This is a genomic window from Nocardioides sp. NPDC127503 (assembly GCF_040302165.1).
Lineage (GTDB): Bacteria > Actinomycetota > Actinomycetes > Propionibacteriales > Nocardioidaceae > Nocardioides.
Map to the genome: position 1 here is coordinate 368,989 of NZ_JBEORH010000004.1, position 17,526 is coordinate 386,514.

Annotated in this window: 19 protein-coding genes; 18 read left to right on the top strand and 1 reads right to left on the bottom strand. The window is 70.7% G+C overall.

All coding sequences use genetic code 11. The features are described 5' to 3' along the window. The first annotated feature begins 104 nt into the window (after window positions 1-104). From ABTW65_RS11700 to ABTW65_RS11730, 7 genes are read left to right on the top strand one after another with little or no spacing between them, the layout of a single operon-like run. A complete protein-coding gene (locus ABTW65_RS11700; RefSeq protein WP_350660252.1) occupies window positions 105-797 on the top strand; it encodes a glycosyltransferase family 2 protein in 693 nt (230 codons plus the stop codon). Then, window positions 794-1,453 carry a TIGR04282 family arsenosugar biosynthesis glycosyltransferase gene (locus ABTW65_RS11705; RefSeq protein WP_350660253.1) on the top strand — a complete coding sequence of 220 codons (660 nt, stop codon included), beginning with the start codon at window positions 794-796 and terminating at the stop codon, window positions 1,451-1,453. The genes ABTW65_RS11700 and ABTW65_RS11705 overlap by 4 nt, the downstream gene beginning before the upstream one ends. Then, a complete protein-coding gene (locus ABTW65_RS11710) occupies window positions 1,450-2,142 on the top strand; it encodes a methyltransferase domain-containing protein (RefSeq protein ID WP_350660254.1) in 693 nt (230 codons plus the stop codon). The genes ABTW65_RS11705 and ABTW65_RS11710 overlap by 4 nt, the downstream gene beginning before the upstream one ends. After that, the gene (locus ABTW65_RS11715; RefSeq protein ID WP_350660255.1) at window positions 2,139-3,281 is read left to right on the top strand and encodes a molybdopterin-dependent oxidoreductase; all 1,143 of its coding nucleotides are present in this window, start codon (window positions 2,139-2,141) and stop codon (window positions 3,279-3,281) included. Before ABTW65_RS11710 ends, ABTW65_RS11715 begins: the two co-directional genes overlap by 4 nt. After that, complete coding sequence (locus tag ABTW65_RS11720) at window positions 3,281-3,715, top strand: hypothetical protein (protein WP_350660256.1); 435 nt, start codon at window positions 3,281-3,283, stop codon at window positions 3,713-3,715. Before ABTW65_RS11715 ends, ABTW65_RS11720 begins: the two co-directional genes overlap by 1 nt. Window positions 3,716-3,720: 5 nt before the next feature. After that, window positions 3,721-4,407 carry a response regulator transcription factor gene (locus ABTW65_RS11725; protein WP_350660257.1) on the top strand — a complete coding sequence of 229 codons (687 nt, stop codon included), beginning with the start codon at window positions 3,721-3,723 and terminating at the stop codon, window positions 4,405-4,407. After that, window positions 4,404-5,555, top strand: coding sequence for an ATP-binding protein (locus ABTW65_RS11730; protein ID WP_350660259.1), 1,152 nt, complete (start codon window positions 4,404-4,406; stop codon window positions 5,553-5,555). The genes ABTW65_RS11725 and ABTW65_RS11730 overlap by 4 nt, the downstream gene beginning before the upstream one ends. A 12-nt stretch (window positions 5,556-5,567) precedes the next feature. Here ABTW65_RS11730 and ABTW65_RS11735 read toward each other — a convergent pair whose 3' ends face one another. Continuing rightward, the gene (locus ABTW65_RS11735) at window positions 5,568-6,161 is read right to left on the bottom strand and encodes a PadR family transcriptional regulator (protein ID WP_350660260.1); all 594 of its coding nucleotides are present in this window, start codon (window positions 6,159-6,161) and stop codon (window positions 5,568-5,570) included. Between the two features lie 117 nt (window positions 6,162-6,278). On the opposite strand from ABTW65_RS11735, the gene ABTW65_RS11740 reads away from it, so the two are divergent. The 11 genes from ABTW65_RS11740 (at window position 6,279) to ABTW65_RS11790 (ending at window position 17,477) form a co-directional block, all read left to right on the top strand. After that, entirely contained in the window at window positions 6,279-7,379 is a 1,101-nt protein-coding gene (locus tag ABTW65_RS11740) for an aromatic ring-hydroxylating dioxygenase subunit alpha (RefSeq protein WP_350660261.1), read from the top strand. 9 nt (window positions 7,380-7,388) lie between these two features. Beyond that, window positions 7,389-8,399 carry a PDR/VanB family oxidoreductase gene (locus ABTW65_RS11745; RefSeq protein ID WP_350660262.1) on the top strand — a complete coding sequence of 337 codons (1,011 nt, stop codon included), beginning with the start codon at window positions 7,389-7,391 and terminating at the stop codon, window positions 8,397-8,399. Between the two features lie 25 nt (window positions 8,400-8,424). Then, the gene (locus tag ABTW65_RS11750; RefSeq protein ID WP_350660263.1) at window positions 8,425-9,762 is read left to right on the top strand and encodes an MFS transporter; all 1,338 of its coding nucleotides are present in this window, start codon (window positions 8,425-8,427) and stop codon (window positions 9,760-9,762) included. 102 nt (window positions 9,763-9,864) lie between these two features. Continuing rightward, window positions 9,865-10,542: a hypothetical protein gene (locus ABTW65_RS11755; RefSeq protein WP_350660264.1), complete on the top strand. Its 678-nt coding sequence runs from the start codon at window positions 9,865-9,867 to the stop codon at window positions 10,540-10,542. Window positions 10,543-10,628: 86 nt separating this feature from the next. Then, the gene (locus ABTW65_RS11760; protein WP_350660265.1) at window positions 10,629-11,843 is read left to right on the top strand and encodes a PucR family transcriptional regulator; all 1,215 of its coding nucleotides are present in this window, start codon (window positions 10,629-10,631) and stop codon (window positions 11,841-11,843) included. 123 nt (window positions 11,844-11,966) lie between these two features. Continuing rightward, the gene (locus ABTW65_RS11765; protein WP_350660266.1) at window positions 11,967-12,854 is read left to right on the top strand and encodes a hypothetical protein; all 888 of its coding nucleotides are present in this window, start codon (window positions 11,967-11,969) and stop codon (window positions 12,852-12,854) included. Beyond that, window positions 12,854-14,629, top strand: coding sequence for a GMC family oxidoreductase N-terminal domain-containing protein (locus tag ABTW65_RS11770; RefSeq protein WP_350660267.1), 1,776 nt, complete (start codon window positions 12,854-12,856; stop codon window positions 14,627-14,629). Before ABTW65_RS11765 ends, ABTW65_RS11770 begins: the two co-directional genes overlap by 1 nt. Before the next feature lie 48 nt (window positions 14,630-14,677). Next, the gene (locus tag ABTW65_RS11775) at window positions 14,678-15,265 is read left to right on the top strand and encodes a superoxide dismutase family protein (RefSeq protein ID WP_350660268.1); all 588 of its coding nucleotides are present in this window, start codon (window positions 14,678-14,680) and stop codon (window positions 15,263-15,265) included. 50 nt (window positions 15,266-15,315) lie between these two features. Then, window positions 15,316-15,804, top strand: a complete 489-nt coding sequence (locus ABTW65_RS11780) for a nucleoside deaminase (protein WP_350660269.1) — start codon at window positions 15,316-15,318, stop codon at window positions 15,802-15,804. 124 nt (window positions 15,805-15,928) lie between these two features. Then, window positions 15,929-16,795 (top strand): alpha/beta fold hydrolase, encoded by an 867-nt coding sequence (locus ABTW65_RS11785; protein WP_350660270.1) that lies wholly within the window; start codon window positions 15,929-15,931, stop codon window positions 16,793-16,795. 76 nt (window positions 16,796-16,871) lie between these two features. Beyond that, window positions 16,872-17,477: a TetR/AcrR family transcriptional regulator gene (locus tag ABTW65_RS11790; RefSeq protein ID WP_350660271.1), complete on the top strand. Its 606-nt coding sequence runs from the start codon at window positions 16,872-16,874 to the stop codon at window positions 17,475-17,477. Window positions 17,478-17,526: the final 49 nt, after the last annotated feature.

Consider the following 17,526-nt stretch of genomic DNA (forward strand, 5'->3'; position numbering starts at 1 on the left):
CGTAGGTCCGCGACGGCTCGATGGCCGCCGACGCACGGGCCCCGTCATCGGACCGTAAGATCTGCGGGCCCCATCGGCGGCGGCGCGTTCCTAGAGTCGTTCGCATGGCCGAGACCAGCCCCGAGCCCAGCTCAGACGCAGACCCAGACATCGACCTTGTACTGCCGTGCCGCGACGAGGCCGCCGCCCTGCGCGAGCTGCTGCCGCGCGTGCCGGCGGGACTCTCCGTGATCGTCGTCGACAACGGCTCGACGGACGGCACCGCCGACGTCGCCCGCGCGCAGGGGGCGCGGGTGGTCTCGGAGTCGCGGCCGGGATACGGGGCGGCGGTGCACGCCGGGCTGATGGCCGCGACCGCGCCCTATGTCGTGGTGATGGACGGCGACGGCTCCTTCGATCCCGCGGCCGCGCTGCCCCTGGTCGAGACGATCAGGCGCGATGAGGCCGACCTGGCGCTGGGCTGCCGCAGGCCGGTGACTCCCGGCGCCCAGCCATGGCACGCCCGGGTTGGCAACCGGCTTGTCCTGGCCGCGCTGCGGCGGCGCACCGGCCTGCAGGTACGTGACATCGCCCCGCTGCGCGCGGCCCGCCGGGAGGCGCTGCTCGAGCTCGGCGTGGAGGACCGGCGCTCCGGCTATCCGGTCGAGCTCCTCGATCGCGCGGCCCGGGCCGGCTGGCGGGTGCACGAGGAGGACGTCGACTACCACCCCCGGACCGCCGGCACCCGCTCGAAGGTCTCCGGCTCCGTGCGGGGCAGCCTGCGGGCGGCGTACGACTTCTGGCGGGTGCTCTCGTGACGGCACCGACGCTCCTTCTCGTGGCCAAGGCACCGGTGCCGGGCCTGGTGAAGACCCGACTCGCGGCCGACGTCGGCGAGGCAGCGGCCACCGCCGTCGCAGCGGCCGCGCTGCTCGACACGATCGAGGCGTGCACGCGGGCGGTGGGACCGGAGCGGTGCCGGCTCGCCCTCTCCGGCGACCTCGCCGAGGCGCTCCGAGGCGACGAGATCCGGACCGCCCTCACCGGTTGGACCATCGCCCCGCAACGCGGCGACGGCCTCGGCGAACGCCTCGCGAACGCCCACGCCGATGTCTCCGGACCGGTGGTGCAGATCGGCATGGACACCCCGCAGGTCACCCCCGCCGGCCTGCTCGCCGTGGCCGACGGGCTGGACGCGGCCGACGCCGTGCTCGCTCCCGCCGAGGACGGCGGCTGGTGGGCCCTGGCGCTCCGCGACCCGTCGGCGGCCACCGCGCTGCGTGACGTACCCATGTCCACCCCCGAGACGTACGCAGCCACCCGCTCCGCCCTCGAAGGACTCGGCCTTCGGGTCGCCGCCGGTGAGCGGCTGCGCGACGTCGACCACCTCGCCGACGTCGCCCCCGTAGCCGCGAAGGCCCCGCACACCCGCTTCGCGGTGGTCGCGGCCGAGATCGCGCGGGTCGCCCGATGACCGCGGTAGCGGCCGAGTCGGCGTTCGCGCACGCCTTCGCCAGCGAGGAGTGCCGGGTGGTGAGCGTCGATGGCATGGCCTCGCGACTTCCGGTCGAGGACTGGACCCGCACCGCCGACGCCGCGGACCTCGACCTGCTCTCCTACTGCGCCGGACCGACGCTCGATCTCGGCTGCGGACCCGGCAGGATGACCGCCGCGTTGGCCGCCCGGGGTCTGCCGTCGCTCGGCGTCGACGTCGTGCCCGAGGCCGTTGCCCAGACCGAGGCCCGCGGCGGGCGCGCCGTCTGTCGCGACCTCTTCGACCCGCTGCCCGGCGAGGGCTGGTGGACGACCGCTCTGCTCGCCGACGGCAACCTCGGCATCGGCGGGGACCCGCTCGCCCTCCTCGCCCGCGTACGCCGGCTGCTCGTCCCCGGTGGCCGGGTGGTCGCCGAGGTGCACCCGCCCGGGACGCCGAGCGGCCCGCTGCTCGCGGAGCTGGTCTGTCGCTGCGGCGGCTCCTCGCAGTTCCCGTGGGCGGTCGTCGGCGCCGACGCGGTCGGATCGATAGCCGCAGAGGTCGGGCTTGCGGTCAGGCGGCTCGAGCCGCTGCCGCATCGCCGGTCTCAGCCCCGCCGGTCGGTCCCGGCCCCTTTCACCCCCGCCGGCGACCGCTGGGTCGCCGTACTCGTTGAGGACGCCGCATGAGAATCCCCTCGGAGGACTCCTTCACCTCGCGCCTGCGCAGCGCGGCGGTCGCCGCGCGGGTCGGGCTCTGGCTCGGGATCTGCTTCATAGTCGCGCTCGTGACCGGCCTGATCAGCCATTACGCCCAGGTCGACCATCAGCCGGTGCCGCTCCCAGCCAGCCCGTCGCGGCTCTACCAGCTCACCCAGGGCCTGCACGTCGCCGCCGGCACCGCCGCGATCCCGCTTCTGCTGATCAAGCTGTGGGTCGTCTTCCCCAAACTCTTCCAGCCGATGCCGCGGCAGGTGCGCGAGGCACTGCCGACGGCCCTGGAGCGAGGCTCGATCGCCGTCCTGGTCAGCACCTCGCTGGTCCAGCTCACGACCGGTCTGCTCAACGTCGCGCAGTGGTATCCCTGGGGGTTCAGCTTCCGCAGCACCCACTACGCGCTCGCCTTCGTCGCCGTCGGAGCGCTGCTCGTGCACATCGCGGTGAAGCTGCCGGTCGTACGCGACGCCCTGACCGGGGACATCGACGACACCGCTCACGACCGGCCGAACGCGCGCCGGCCGGGGCCGGTCAGCAGGCGCGGCGTGCTGGTCCTGGCGGGCACCTCGGCGCTGGCGGCCGCCTTCCTCTACACCGCCGGAACCATCCCCGGCGTCGGCCGGATCGCGGCCCTGTCCCCACGGTCGCGGAAGCAGGGCATCCCGATCAACCGGACGGCCCACTCAGCCGGCGTCGTGGCCGAGGCGAGCAGTTCCGCCTACCGGCTCGAGCTCGTCCACGGCACCACGACCCGATCGCTGACCCGGGACGACCTGGTCGCCATGGAGCAGCGCACCCACACCCTCCCGATCGCCTGCGTGGAGGGATGGAGCGCCTCGGGCGAGTGGGGCGGCGTACGCCTCCGCGACCTGCTCGACCTGGTCGGCGCCCCGCGCGGGCGCGAGGTGCGAGTCCGGTCCATCCAGACGTTCAGCGCCTCGGCCGACACCGTGCTCCCGCCGAACTTCGCCGACGACGATCGGACCCTGATGGCACTGATGCTCGACGGAGAGACGCTCTCGATGGACCACGGCTACCCGGTCCGGCTGATCGCGCCCGACCGTCCCGGGGTCATGCAGACCAAGTGGGTCTCCCGGATCGAGGTGCTCTGATGAGAGCGATCCGCGGAGGGCTGATCCTGCTCGGGACGGTCGGGATGGCGTACGGAGCCTGGCTGCTGGTGAGCCGGCAGGACCTCGGCCAGATCGTCGAGGTCGTGATCTGGCTGGCGGCGGCGGTCGTGATCCACGACGGGATCCTGGCACCGGCGGTGCTCGGGCTCGGCTGGTTCGGCGGCCGGCTGCTACCGCGGGCGGTCGCCCGGGGCGCGGTGGTGGTGCTGGTGCTGCTCGGGCCGACGGTCCTGGTCGCGATCCCGGTCCTGGGCCGGTTCGGCGCGAAGCCGGACAACCCGACGCTGCTGGACCGCGACTACACCCAAGGGCTGCTGGTCTTCGCGATCCTGTGCGTGTGTGCCGGTGTCGCCGTCGCGCTCGGCGAACTACGCTCACGACAGCCCGCCCGGGCGAACGTCGAGGAGGAGTAGGACCCATGGCACGTGTGCTCGTGGTCGACGACGACCTCACCGTTCGCGAGGTGCTGGCGTCCTACCTGCGCGCGGGCTCGCACGACGTCGTCGAGGCCGGGGACGGCGAGCAGGCTCTGCGCGCGATGAGCGAGCGACCGGCCGACATCGTCATCCTCGACCTGATGCTGCCCGGCATCGACGGGCTGGAGGTGTGCCGTCGCCTGCGGCAGGCGAGCGAGGTGCCGATCATCATGCTCACCGCGCTCGGCAGCGAGGCCGACCGGATCATGGGGCTCGAGCTCGGCGCCGACGACTACGTCGGCAAGCCGTTCAGCCCACGGGAGCTGGTGCTGCGCGTCGACTCGGTGCTCAAGCGCACCGGTCACTCCGGCGAGGGCGGCGTGGTCTCCGACGGCTCCCTGGTGGTCGACGCCGACCGACGGGTGGCGACCGACGCCGGGGCTGAGCTGTCGTTGACCACCCGCGAGTTCGACCTGCTCCGCTACCTGATCGCCCACCCTGGCAAGGCCTTCACCCGCGAGGACCTCCTCGAGCACGTCTGGGGTTGGACGATCGGTGACCGCTCGACGGTCACGGTCCACGTACGCCGGCTGCGGGAGAAGATCGAGTCCGACCCGACCCGGCCGGAGCGTCTGGTCACGGTCTGGGGCGTCGGCTACCGCTGGGAGCCCGTGGAGGTGGACGCATGAAGATCGCCGATGCCGTCCTGATCTCGCTCGTCGCCGCGGATGCCGGTCTCGCCGTCGGCCTGGTCGGGCTCTTGGTCGCCTGGCTGACGCGACGCTGGTCGATCCGCTGGCAGCTCACTCTGGCCGCTACGGTCGCCGTGCTGACGGTCTTCGGGGGCGTACTCGCCGTCGCCTGGCTCATGTTCCTCTCCGGCCACGACCTGCTGGTCATCACCGTGGTCACCTCGATCGCCGTGGTGGTGGCGATCCTCGTGGCGTTCGTCATCGGTTCCGCGATGGTGCGCTGGTCGGGCGCGGTCCAGCGGCAGGCCCGGGAGATGGCGCTCGGAAGCCATCAGCAACCCTCGGAGAGCGGACCCCGAGAGCTCCGGTCGCTGTCGGCCGAGCTCGCCGAGACCCAGCGGCGGCTCGAGGAGGCGAGCGCGCGGGAGGCCCGGCTCGAGGAGTCCCGCCGCGAGCTGATCTCCTGGGTCGCCCACGACCTGCGTACGCCGCTCGCCGGGCTGCGGGCGATGGCCGAGGCGCTCGAGGACGGGATCGCGGCCGATCCGCACCGCTACCACCAGCGCATCCGCGTCGAGGTCGAGCGTCTGGCCCGGCTCGTCGACGACCTCTTCGAGCTCTCCCGGATCCAGGCCGGCGCGCTCACCCTGACGCCGGAGCCGGTCCTCCTCGGCGACCTGGTCAGCGAGGCGTTGGCTGGGGCCGATCCGGTCGCCAGAGAGCGGCGGATCCGCCTGGGTGGCCAGGTCGAGGACGGCCTCGAGATCACCGCCGACCCGGCCAGCCTGTCCCGCGTCGTCTCCAACCTGCTGATGAACGCCATCCGCCACACCCCCGCTGACGGCACGGTGGAGGTGCACTGCCGGCTGGCCCCCGGAGACGTACGCAGCGTCGACCTCAGCGTCAGCGACGGCTGTGGTGGCCTGGATCCCGGCGACATGGAGCGGGTCTTCGATCTCGGCTGGCAGGGCAGCTCCGCACGCACGCCGACCGCACCTGAGGGCGCCGACGGCACCAGCGGCCAGGGCGCCGGTTTCGGCCTCGCAATCGTCAAGGGACTCGTCGACGCACACCGCGGCCGAGTCTGGGTGGAGAACCTTCCGGCGGCAACCGGCTGCCGGTTCCACGTACGTCTGCCGGCGTGACCCCAGCGTGACTCAGTCGACCGGCGCGCCCTCGAGCTCGTCGACGAGCGCGAGGCCGCGCTCGGCCCAGTTGAGGGCAGCGCGGGCCTGGTCGATCAGTCCGTCGTAGGCGAAGATCTTGTAGCGCACGATCCGCTCCCACTGGCTCGCGTCGTAGTGCTCGAGGCGTCGGGCCAGCGTGGGGTGGCTGCGGTCGACGAGCGTGGCGCGGGTGGCCTCGAGCATCGCCAGGTGCTCGGTCCAGTGGTCGCGGAACTGCTCCAGCTCGGCACGCGCGGCGCCGGGCTCGGCCCACTCCAGGTAGGCCGCCTTGAGGTAGGCGGGCTCCCGCTGCCGGCGGATCTCGATGGGCGAGTCCATCCACTCCCGGAAGGCCTCAACCCCGGCCTCCGTGACGGCGTACTCCTTCTTGGTGCCCTTCTTGCCCCACGGCACGACCGCGGACTCGAGCAGGCCGTCGCGCTCCATCCGGTTCAGCTCCGGGTAGATCTGCGAGTCGGGCGCGTGCCAGACGTGGGCCACCGACTGGCTGAACTGCTTGGAGACGTCGTAGCCGGTCATCGGGCGTGACGTGAGCAGCGCGAGCAGCGCGAACCTCAGCGACATCGTGACCCCCTCTCCACGCAATGACTGTGGCGGCGAGCGTACCCGCCTCTTGCCACTAACTATAGAGATAGGTAGTTTGTGACGAGCACAACACCTATCTCCATAGGGAGTTCACCCATGACCATCCTGGAATCGCCGCCGGTCACCGCAGCCAGCAAGATCTTCAACTTCCCCCGCAACGCCTGGTACGTCGCGGCCTGGGACCACGAGGTGACCGCGAAGCAGCCGCTCGCCCGCACCGTCGCCGGCCGCCCGCTGGCCCTGTGGCGCAACAGCGACGGTCGTGCCGTCGCCCTGGCCGACGCCTGCTGGCACCGGCTGGCGCCGCTGTCGAAGGGCAAGGTGCTCGGCGACGAGATCCAGTGCCCCTACCACGGGCTGCGCTACAACTCCGCCGGCCGCTGCACGAGCATGCCGGCCCAGGAGACGATCAACCCGAGCGCGATCGTCCCGTCCTACCCGGTCGTCGAGCGCTATCGCTACGTCTGGGTCTGGGTGGGCGACCCCGACCTCGCCGACCCCGCCGCCGTGCCCGACATGCATCAGATGGACTCCCCGGAGTGGGCCGGTGACGGCGAGACGATCTACGCGCCCTGCAACTACCAGCTGGTGCTCGACAACCTGATGGACCTCACCCACGAGGAGTTCGTGCACAGCTCGAGCATCGGGCAGGACGAGCTCTCCGAGGCTGAGTTCGAGGTGAGCCATACCGACCGCGGCGTCACCGTGACCCGCTGGATGCGCGACATCGACGCGCCCCCGTTCTGGCTGAAGAACATGCGCGACAGGTTCCCCGGCTTCACCGGGAAGGTCGACCGCTGGCAGATCATCCACTTCGAGGCACCCTCGACGATCCGCATCGACGTCGGCGTCGCCAAGGCCGGCACCGGCGCCCCCGAGGGCGACCGCAGCCAGGGCGTCAACGGCTTCGTGATGAACACGATCACCCCCGAGACCGCGCGCACGTCCCACTACTTCTGGGCCTTCATGCGCAACTACCGCCTGGAGAGCCAGACGATCACGACCCAGCTGCGCCAAGGCGTGCACGGCGTCTTCGGCGAGGACGAGGAGATGCTGGCCGCCCAGCAGCGCGCGATCGACGCCAACCCGGACCACGAGTTCTACAGCCTCAACATCGACGCCGGCGGGATGTGGGTACGCCGGATCCTGGACCGCATGCTGCAGGCGGAGGGTCTTCCCGCCGCCGCGGCGAAGTAGGCGGCGACGATGGCAGTCAACACCCAGACCTGGTGGCAGCAGGGCCGCGTGGAGGAGACCGGCGAGCTCGCCGAGGGCGTACGCCGCATCGTGCTCTGCCCCGACCGTCCCGTCCACGCCGCACCCGGCACCCACATCGACCTCCGGCTCGACCTCGACGGGCACGTCCGCAAGCGGTCCTACTCCGTCGTACGCTCCGAGGACGGCGGCCGCCGGCTCACTCTCGGCGTGCAGCTGGCCCCGAGCTCACGCGGCGGGTCCCGCCACATGCACGGCCTCGAGGCCGGCGACGTCGTCGAGATGACCGGTCCGGTCCAGAGCTTCCCGCTCGGGGTCGGTGCCGACCGCTACGTCCTGGTCGCCGGCGGCATCGGCGTCACCGCGCTGGTCGCGATGGCCGACACCCTGCGCCGCCGCGGCGCCGACTACACGCTCGTCCTGGCCGGCCGGCGCCGCGCCGTCATGGCCCACCTGGACGAGCTCGTCGAGGTGCACGGCGATCGCGTACGGGTGTTCGTCGACGACGAGGACGTACGCCTCGACGTGGAGGCGCTGGTCGGCGAGATCGCCGGCTCCCCGGCTGCGGCGCGGACCGAGATGTACATGTGCGGGCCGATCCGGCTGATGGACGCGATCCGCCGCGCCTGGGCGACCCACGAGCTGCCCGAGCCCAACCTGCGGTTCGAGACCTTCGGCAGCAGCGGCGCCTGGGCGGCGGAGGACTTCGTCGTGCACCTCCCCCAGTTCGACCGCTCCGTCCGCGTCGGCAAGGACAGCTCGATGCTCGACGCGCTCGAGGACGCCGGCGTCGACGTGATGTGGGACTGCCGCAAGGGCGAGTGCGGGATCTGCCAGGTCAAGGTCCTCGACGTCAGCGGCCGCATCGACCACCGCGACGTGTTCCTGAGCCAACAGCAGAAGGAGACGTACGCGTCCTTGTGTCTCTGCGTCGCCCGTGCCGCTCGCGGCGAGCCCGGCGAAGCCTCCGAACCCGCCGCCGTGACCCTCCACCTTCCGTGAACCCCCACCCCGAAAGAGACCCGAGATGAACCTTCGTGCGCGCATCGACGCCGCCGCGATGACTCCCTACCAGTGGATGGTCGTCGCCCTCTGCGTCCTGCTGAACTGTCTGGACGGATTCGACGTGATGGCGATGGCCTTCACCGCCTCCTCGCTGACCGAGGAGTTCGCGCTGAGCGGCTCGGAGCTCGGCGTACTGCTGAGCGCCGGCCTCGTCGGCATGGCTGTCGGCTCGCTGGCGCTGGCTCCGGTCGCCGACGTCATCGGACGCCGGCCGCTGATCCTGATCAGCGTCGGCCTGGCGACCCTCGGCATGCTGCTCTCCGCCGTCGCTCCGTCCGCCGTCCTGCTCGGGCTCGCCCGCGTCGTCACCGGGCTCGGGGTCGGCGGCATCCTGGCCAGCACCAACGTGATCGCGAGCGAGTACGCCTCGGCACGCTGGCGCGGCCTGGCGATCGGCCTCTACACGGCGGGATACGGCATCGGCGCCACCCTGGGCGGCGTGGCCGCGCGCGGCATGCTGGCCGACCTCGGCTGGCGCAGCGTCTTCGTCGCCGGCGGCGTCGCGACCGGGATCGCACTGATTCTCCTCGTCGTGCTGCTGCCCGAGTCGGTCGACTTCCTGGTCCAGCGTCGGCCGCGGCAGGCCGTCGAGCGGATCAACCGGATCCTCGGCCGGCTCGGCCAGCCTGCGATCACCTCGGACGCGCTGGAGGCCGCGCCGCGGCCGACGACCCGGCACCGCAGCGGCAACCCCGGCGTACTGCTGAGCGCCGACCTGCGCCGCTCGACCCTGCTCATCTGGGTGGCGTTCCTGGCCACGATGTTCGGCTTCTACTTCGTCAACAGCTGGACCCCGCAGCTGCTGGTGACCTCCGGGATGGCCGAGGCGGACGCGGTCACCGCCGGCATGATGCTGGCGCTCGGCGGCACCGCCGGCTCGGTCCTCTACGGCCTCGTCGCCTCCCGGCTGGACAGCCGCCTGGTCCTGATCGGCTTCACGGTGCTCTCGGCCCTGACGATGGTCGTCTTCATCACCAGTACGGCACTGCTCACCGTCGCGCTGATCATCGGCGTGCTCGTCGGAGCGCTCATCAACGGCTGCATCGCCGGCCTCTACACGATCACCCCGGCCGTCTACGGCACCGAGATCCGCAGCACCGGCATGGGCTGGGCGATCGGCATCGGCCGTATCGGGGCGATCCTGTCGCCGATGCTCGCCGGGCGCCTGCTCGACGCCTCATGGACGCCGGTCAACCTGTACGTCGGCGCTGCCGTCGTGGTCGCGATCTCCGCCGTCGCGCTGCTCTTCCTGCGAACCGGTCAGGCTGCGCGGACCGTTCCCGACATGGCCTCGGCCTAGGCGCGGGGAATCGGCCCGTCCCGGCTGCAACCGGGACGGGCCGTGGACCGTCTAGATCGGCAGGACGCCCGCTCGGGGCGTACGACCGACGAGGAGTCCACCATGTCCACATCCCGCATCCAGCTCCGTACCGCGCTCGCGGCGACCGCAGTGATCGGACTGCTCGGCCTCGCCGGGTGCGGGAGCGAGTCGGCCCCGTCGGCCGGGTCGCCCTCCGCCGCCCCCTCCTCCTCGGCCCCTTCCTCAGCTCCGTCCTCCGAGCCGCCCGCGACCCCCACGCCGACACCGGCCCCGTCGGAGGTCCCGATCACCGCCACTCCGACGCCGAACCTCGACTGGGGCGGCCCGCTGGCTCCCGGAGCCTTCGGGCGGATCAAGGCCGAGGGCAACGTACGTTCGCTCGTGCAGCAGGGCTGGATGACCCGCGACACCGCGCGCGAGGAGATCTGCGAGGGCAAGCACTGGAAGTGGGCCGACCAGGTCGGCGACGGCGTCGACGTCATCTACGACCACCAGGGCGAGATCGCCTCGTTCGGGATGAGCAAGCCCGTCCTGGAGACCGCTCGCGGCGTCACGATCGGCGACACCCTGATGGTCCTCAAGGACATCTACGGGACAGGCGCCCAGCAGACCAACGACTACGGCCAGACCACCTGGGTCGTCAAGGACGGCGACCGCTGGATCGGCTTCCTGCTCTCCGGCAACACCCGGGACGCGAAGATCGAGTTCATCGAGGTCTCCGTCGGACGTCAGCCCGGTCTGCTCCGCGACGGCTGCTGAGCGGCTGTGACGGCGGCCATATGACCCTGTGCTGAGTGCACAAACGGCCAAGTGGTCCCGGGCGCCGCGTTGATAGCCTCCAGCACATGCCCGACCAGCGCTCCGCGGATTCATCACCGTCGCCCGTCCCCGAGTCCTCGGCGATCACCCGTGCACTCGCGGAGCGCCTGCTGCCGCGTGCCGAGGAGCTCGGCACGGCACTGCGGGACACCCTGTACGCCAAGGACGAGCGCTACGCGGCCACCGACCTGATCGCAGCGGAGGAGCTGCTGAGGTCCTGTCGCGACAACATGCTGCGCTCGCTCCAGTCACTGGCCGACCAGGTGCCGCCGGGGGTGAACGTCTTCGACGCCGCTCAGACCACCGCGCGACGCCGGGCGGACGCCGGCTTCCCGCTCGAATCGCTGCTGCACGCCTACCGCCTCGGCACCGAGGTGATCTGGGCCGCGCTTCTCGACGAGGCGCGCTCGCGGGCGCCGGAGCTGCTGGACGAGCTCCTGGACAGCGCCGTGCAGGTCATGCAGCTCATCGACTCGATGTCGACGGCCGTCGCCGACGAGTACCGGACGCGGCAGCTCGAGGCCACGCGGCGCGACATCGAGCGCAGGCAGGCGATCCTCGACAGCCTGCTCGAGGGACGCGCCGCGGACCCCGGCTTCGCCGCCGAGGCGATGCGAATCCTGGGCCTGACCTCGGAGACGAGGATCGCGGTCGTGGTGATCCGGCACCGCGCCTCGACGACCGGGCCGCCACCTTCGCCGGGGGCGGCGCTGGCCGCCACCGGATTCCGGTCCGAGTGGCGCCTGCGTGCGGACCGCGAGATCGGGCTCGTCGATCTCGGACAGGCGACGATCGCGCAGCTCGTAGAACGGTTGTCGGCGATCGTCGACGGTTGGGCGGGCGTCTCTCAGGAGACGGTCGGCCTGGCCGACGTGCTCACCGAGTTCCGGATGGCGGAGCTGGTCCTGGCCAGCCTGCCTGCCGACGAGCCCGGTGTCGCCATTCTCGACGAGAGACTTCCCGAGGTGCTGGTCGCCGCGAACCGTCCGATCGCTGACCGGATCCGGTCCCGCGCCCTGGGTGACCTGCTCACCGTCCCTCTCGACAAGCAGGAGTCGCTCCTCGACACCCTGGACCGCTGGTTCGCCAACAACCGGTCCACCTCGGAGACGGCGACCGAGATGCACTGCCACCGCAACACGGTGGTCTATCGCCTCAAGCAGATCGAAGAGCTGACCGGCTGCCGCCTCGACGACGGACGCGACCAGCTGATGCTCCGACTGGCGCTGCTCGCCTCCTGAATCAGGCAAGCCCGACTGTGCCGCAGCACAGTTTGGCTCCGCCAACTCTGTGCGTGTCGCTGATGCCGCCGGCCCGGGCCCGATGGCACCGTGAGACGCGCATCGAGCTCGGAGGTATGTGTCATGGGGACACCACAAATCGATCGTCGCTTCTTCCTGACCCGTGTCGGGGTGCTGGGAGCCCTGGCAGCCGCAGGCACCGTGGTGCCCGGCGCCGCGAGGGCCGTGACCAGCGGATCCCAGGCCGATCCGCTGGTCGAGGTGGTCGCCAAGCTGTTGGCCGAGATCGCCCGGGACACGATCAACGGCCTCGCCGTCTTCGTCGCACCCGGGCCCGACGCCTACTCCAGGACTCAGGGGACGCCGCGCCAGGAGCCCGGCGCGATGGAGGCGAAGACTCCCGACTTCCTGATCGAGTCGCTCGACAACTACGTACCGCTGCCGGACCAGGTCGCGACGGCGGTCGGCCGGGCGCTCGCCAACGGGCTCGCCGACGTGCCGATCGTGGTGCCGAACGGCCTCCCGCTGGTGACCAACAGCCTGCTCGCCGACCTCGACGACGCCGTCAAGGTGCTGCTCCGCAACGACGCGGCCCTCCCGCTGTCCGTGGTGATCGCGCTGCTGCTCAACTCCCAGGCGGTGCGGGTCGATCCCGGATCGGCGGCCGGACCGCACCTCTCGCCGTTCTCCCGGTTGTCCTTCGCGAAGAAGGCGGAGGTCTTCGAGCTTCTCGAGCTGGCCGACCCGCAGCTCGTCGGCTCGATCGACGCCGAGCTGCCCGAGCCCCTGAAGGGCACGACGTCCGGCATCATGCGGTTCATCGCCGGTGCCCTCCTGGAGTTCTCCGCCTTCGGCACCTTCTGCGAGTGGTCGACCTTCGACGCCGCCGGCCTGACCGTCTCCAGGCGCCCCGTCGGATGGGATCTGGCGAAGTACGACCCAGGGAGCATGGAGGGCTGGAACGAGTTCAAGGGCTACTACCAGGGACGACAGAAAGTGAGCGCCCGCTGATGCGCGACGTGATCATCATCGGAGCCGGCGGCGGAGGCGCAGTCGCCGCTAAGGAGCTCGCCGCCCAGGGGCTCGACGTACTCGTGATCGAGGGTGGGCCGCGGCACGCCAAACCACGCGAGCAGTGGAGCCGGCTCGAGAACGACGCCAACAACCCGCTGACCGGCTACCTCCGGGTCGGCCAGGAGGACCGCTCCAAGCCGGCGGCCTACCGCGAGCTGCCGCAGAACTCCTTCTTGTGGCAGGTCTCCGGCGTCGGCGGGACGACCCAGCACTACTTCGGCAACAGCCCGCGGGCCTATCCCGGGGTCTTCGCCGGGTACGACGGCCCCGACGCCGCTCTCTACGACGTCGACCACCTCTTCCCGTTCTCCTACGCCGACCTGGTGCCGTACTTCGAATGGGTGGAGACGACGCTGCCCGTGCAGACGGCGGCCGTCGGCACCAAGGAGTCGGTCTACCTGCGAGGCTGCGAGACCCTCGGCCTTCCGGTCCAGAAGACGAAGACGACGCTCGAGGCGTCCTACCGGCCCCAGGAGAACGCGATCCTCCAACCGGGCGGCACCGCCGGCAGGACGAAGGACGCCAACCTGCTGAAGTATCCGCAGGCGACGGGCTGCACGTTCTGCGGGCACTGCTTCCAGGGATGCGCGAGCCCCGCCGACGCGCCCCGCAACCTGGCCGCGAAGCGCTCGACGGACAACAGCTACATGCCGATGGCGCTCACCGCCGGGGCCTGGGCAGAGGGCGGCAAGGCCGTCGAGCTGGTCACCGACGCGACGGTCACCAAGATCCGTACGGAGCAGGTCGGCGGTGAGCTGACCGCCACCGGAGTGACCTGGCTCGACAACCCGACCGGCATGGTGCAGACCGAGGACGCAAAGGTCGTCGTGATGTCCGGCGGCGCCGTGGAGAACCCACGGCTCTGGTTCAACAGCGAGCTGCCCAACCCCAACGACTGGGTCGGCCGAGGCTTCACCGACCACTACCTGGACTGGACCTTCGGCCTCTTCGACGAGAACGTCGGCAGCTCCAAGGGCCCGGCCTCCGCGGCGCGTACCGACTACCCGGGCTACGGGATGAACATGAACGTCGGCCTGATGCCGGGCATCGAGGCGTTCACGATGACCTTCTCCGACAGCGGGATCCGGGGCCAGTACACCAACGGCCGCGGAATGACCGGCCCCTGGGACGGCCCCACCGGCCGGCTGATCGGGCCCGAGCTGATGGACGTGCTCGGGCACGGCCTCGACAACATCCTCAACGTCGTCAGCATCGTCGACGACGACGTCTCCCCGGTCAACCGGGTCACACTGTCCGCGCTGCCGGCCGACGAGAACGGCCCGATCCCGAAGGTCACCTTCGCCAACCGGCACCGGACGCCTCGCAGCCAGCGCAACCGTGAGTTCCTCGCCCGCGAGGCCGCCAAGCTGTTGAAGGGCGCCGGGGCGAAGAAGGTCTACCGGGTGGACTTCCCCGCGCTTCCTTTGCACGTCCACTCGACGATGCGGATGGGTGACTCGGAGAACGACTCGGTGGTCGACCACAGCGGAGAGACCCGGGCGGTGAAGAGGCTCTTCGTCGCCGACAACTCCGCGCTCCCCAACTCGGTGGGCGGCCCCAACCCGACCCTCACCATGCAGGCGATGGTCACCCGGATCAGCGAGCACATCGTGACGCGCTACTTCGACGGCGAGGCCTGGGTCGCGAAGGGGTCGCCGGTCATCTCGACCGACTCGCGGATCACGCGCGGTCTCGCGAAGCTCGGGCTCTAGGGAAAGTACGGTGGAGGTGACCGGATCCCGTTCTCGTGGAGGTATCCCATGTCCCGTCGTGCAACGGCCGCTGCCATCGCTGCCTGTGGCCTGCTCACTCTCGCCGCCTGCGGGGAGGGGGCAGATGCTGACCCCGATGATCGCAACGAGGTGAGCGCGAAGCTCGCCGATCCCGACGGGAAGAAGGTCGGGACCGTCGAGATCGAGGAGGACGACGGGGCCACCCAGATCAACGTTCGGGTGAGCGGCCTGTCGGCCGGCTACCACGGCTTCCACGTGCACACGATCGGCAAGTGCGAGGCCGACAGCGCGGCGCCGGACGACCCGTCCAAGACTGGCGACTTCCTCTCCGCGGGTGGTCACCTCAACCCCGACGACAGCGCCCACGGCGAGCATCTCGGCGACCTGCCCGCGCTCCTCGTGAACGAGGACGGCACCGCCAGCCTGGAGTTCACCGGCCCGTTCACGCTCGACGACCTCCGGGACGCGGACGGCAGCGCGGTCATGATCCACGCCGGCCGGGACAACTACGCCAACGTCCCGGAGCGCTACGCCCCCGAGGGCCCGGACGAGGACACCACCAAGACCGGCGACGCCGGCGACCGCATCGCCTGCGCAGTGATCGAGGCCGGCTGACCGTCGCGAAATCAAGCGACGTACGCCGCCCGGGACAGCAGACTGGAACGGTGAACACCGACCTCACCCAGACCGACATGGCCCACCTGCGACGCTGCCTCGAACTGGCGGCCGAGGCGCTGGCGGACGGCGACGGCCCGTTCGGATCCGTCCTGGCCGACAGCGCCGGCAACGCGCTCCAGGAGGGCCGCAACCGGGAGCACTCGACCGGCGACCCGACCGCGCATCCGGAGATCGAGCTCGCCCGCTGGGCGGCGATCCACCTCGACCCGGCGACCCGGGCCGGGGCGACGGTCTACACCTCCGGCGAGCACTGCCCGATGTGCTCAGCGGCGCACGGCTGGTCAGGGGTCGGACGGATCGTCTACATCGCCTCCTCCGAGCAGCTGTCGAAGTGGCGGGCCGGCTGGGGCGCCGGTGAGTCGCCGGTGCGAGCGCTGCCGATCCAGGAGGTCGCGCCTCTTGTCGAGGTCGTCGGCCCCGTCCCGGAGCTCACCGAGGAGATCCGCACCCTCCATCAAACCGCCGCGGGCGCCTGAACCCGACCGCGTGAATCCGCCGCCGGGTCAGGTCCCTTGAATGCGGGTACTGGCCCAGCGTGCCGCTGCTGACCATGTTCGCTGAGTCCCGATCCCTGACAGTCCTGAGAGGATCGGGTACGCCATGAGGCATCGCACCACCCAAGTCGGCGCCATCCAGACCTTCTACCGGGAGGCCGGCGCCGATGACGCGCCGGTGCTACTGCTCCCGCATGGCTACCCGGGTTCGTCGTTCGTCTACCGGCACCTGCTCGCCGCACTGGGCGACCGATGGAGGCTGATCGCTCCCGATCTGCCCGGGTTCGGCTACAGCGCCACACCCGCACCAGAGGAGTTCGGCTACACGTTCGACGCCTACGCCGACTTCCTGTACGACTTCGTCAACACACTGGAACTGGACCGCTATGCGATCTGGTTGCACGACTACGGCTCTCAGTTCGGGCTCCGGCTCGCGATGCGCGAACCGGAGCGGGTTGCCTGCCTGATCATCCAGAACGGCGACATCTACGAAGATGAGTTCGGACCGAAGTACGACGGGCTGCGAGAGCTCTGGGCCAACCCGGGGGCCGAGTCCCGCCGCGGCATCGCCGCCCACGTCAGCCTGGAGGGATTCCGCGATGAGTTCGTCGGCGAACTTCCCGACCACGTGGCCGATCGAATCCCACCGGACCTGTGGACTCTGCACTGGTCACTGATGGGTACTCCGGAGCGGATCGCGAACCTGGTCCGGCTGCTGGAGGACCAGCCCAGCACGTTGCCGCGGTTCGAGCGGCAACAGGCCTACCTCCGCGAGCATCAGCCTCCGACGCTGATCGTGTGGGGACCGCACGATGGGTACATGCCTGAAAGTTCCGCCCGCGCCTACCACCGTGACCTCCCAGACGCGGAACTACACCTGTTCGACGGCGGGCACTGGTTGCTGGAGACCCATCTCGACGAGGTCGCCCCGGTGGTGCGCGACTTTCTCAACCGCGTTCACCCACCGCGTTGACGCGGCTTGCCCAGCCCGGAGCCGTGTGACGCTAATTGCATTGACTGCAACTTGCACTCACTGCAAAAATAGTGGCGTGCCCACCTCTGCCCCGCCGTCGAACGCCCGCGCGCGTCAGAAGCGAGAGCGTCGGCTGGCGCTGATCGAGGCTGCTCAGCGACTGGTCGGCGAGCGTGGGCTCGATGACGTCACCGTGGAGGAGATCAGCGCCGCGGCGGGGTTGTCGACGCGTACGTTTTTCAACTACTTCGACTCCAAGGACGACGCGGTTCTCGGCATCCAGGAGATCGAGCTCGATGCCGAGGTGCGCGCGGAGTTCGTCTCCGGCGGGCCGTCGGGGCGGCTGATGACCGACCTGGAGGCGCTGGTGGCGGGATTCCTCAGGAATGCCGCTCCCAACATCGAGCAGGGCGAGCGGGCGATGCGGCTGATGATCTCCGAACCCCGCCTCGTGCAGCGACACATCGCCTGGCACCAGCGCGTCGTCGGTGAGCTCGAGGCGCTGCTCGCCGAGCGACGTACGGCACGGCCCTCCCCCGTCGACGACGACACCATCGGGATGGTCGCCGGCCTGCTGATGCGAGCGAGCGCACTCGCCTGGGCGCGGTCGGGCTACGAGGGCGATGCAGCGGCGCATCTGCCCGAGGCCGTCGCCCAGCTCCGCCTGCTCCTCGACGACTAGCCACACCTCTCGGGACTTCTCACGTCACACGGGACCCGTGTGTCACCAC

Coding starts and splice junctions, on each gene's coding strand:
- ABTW65_RS11700 (WP_350660252.1), top strand. CDS start 105: ATGGCCGAGACCAGCCCCGAGCCCAGCTCAGACGCAGACCCAGACATC.
- ABTW65_RS11710 (WP_350660254.1), top strand. CDS start 1,450: ATGACCGCGGTAGCGGCCGAGTCGGCGTTCGCGCACGCCTTCGCCAGC.
- ABTW65_RS11715 (WP_350660255.1), top strand. CDS start 2,139: ATGAGAATCCCCTCGGAGGACTCCTTCACCTCGCGCCTGCGCAGCGCG.
- ABTW65_RS11720 (WP_350660256.1), top strand. CDS start 3,281: ATGAGAGCGATCCGCGGAGGGCTGATCCTGCTCGGGACGGTCGGGATG.
- ABTW65_RS11725 (WP_350660257.1), top strand. CDS start 3,721: ATGGCACGTGTGCTCGTGGTCGACGACGACCTCACCGTTCGCGAGGTG.
- ABTW65_RS11730 (WP_350660259.1), top strand. CDS start 4,404: ATGAAGATCGCCGATGCCGTCCTGATCTCGCTCGTCGCCGCGGATGCC.
- ABTW65_RS11735 (WP_350660260.1), bottom strand. CDS start 6,161: ATGTCGCTGAGGTTCGCGCTGCTCGCGCTGCTCACGTCACGCCCGATG.
- ABTW65_RS11740 (WP_350660261.1), top strand. CDS start 6,279: ATGACCATCCTGGAATCGCCGCCGGTCACCGCAGCCAGCAAGATCTTC.
- ABTW65_RS11745 (WP_350660262.1), top strand. CDS start 7,389: ATGGCAGTCAACACCCAGACCTGGTGGCAGCAGGGCCGCGTGGAGGAG.
- ABTW65_RS11750 (WP_350660263.1), top strand. CDS start 8,425: ATGAACCTTCGTGCGCGCATCGACGCCGCCGCGATGACTCCCTACCAG.
- ABTW65_RS11755 (WP_350660264.1), top strand. CDS start 9,865: ATGTCCACATCCCGCATCCAGCTCCGTACCGCGCTCGCGGCGACCGCA.
- ABTW65_RS11760 (WP_350660265.1), top strand. CDS start 10,629: ATGCCCGACCAGCGCTCCGCGGATTCATCACCGTCGCCCGTCCCCGAG.
- ABTW65_RS11765 (WP_350660266.1), top strand. CDS start 11,967: ATGGGGACACCACAAATCGATCGTCGCTTCTTCCTGACCCGTGTCGGG.
- ABTW65_RS11770 (WP_350660267.1), top strand. CDS start 12,854: ATGCGCGACGTGATCATCATCGGAGCCGGCGGCGGAGGCGCAGTCGCC.
- ABTW65_RS11775 (WP_350660268.1), top strand. CDS start 14,678: ATGTCCCGTCGTGCAACGGCCGCTGCCATCGCTGCCTGTGGCCTGCTC.
- ABTW65_RS11785 (WP_350660270.1), top strand. CDS start 15,929: ATGAGGCATCGCACCACCCAAGTCGGCGCCATCCAGACCTTCTACCGG.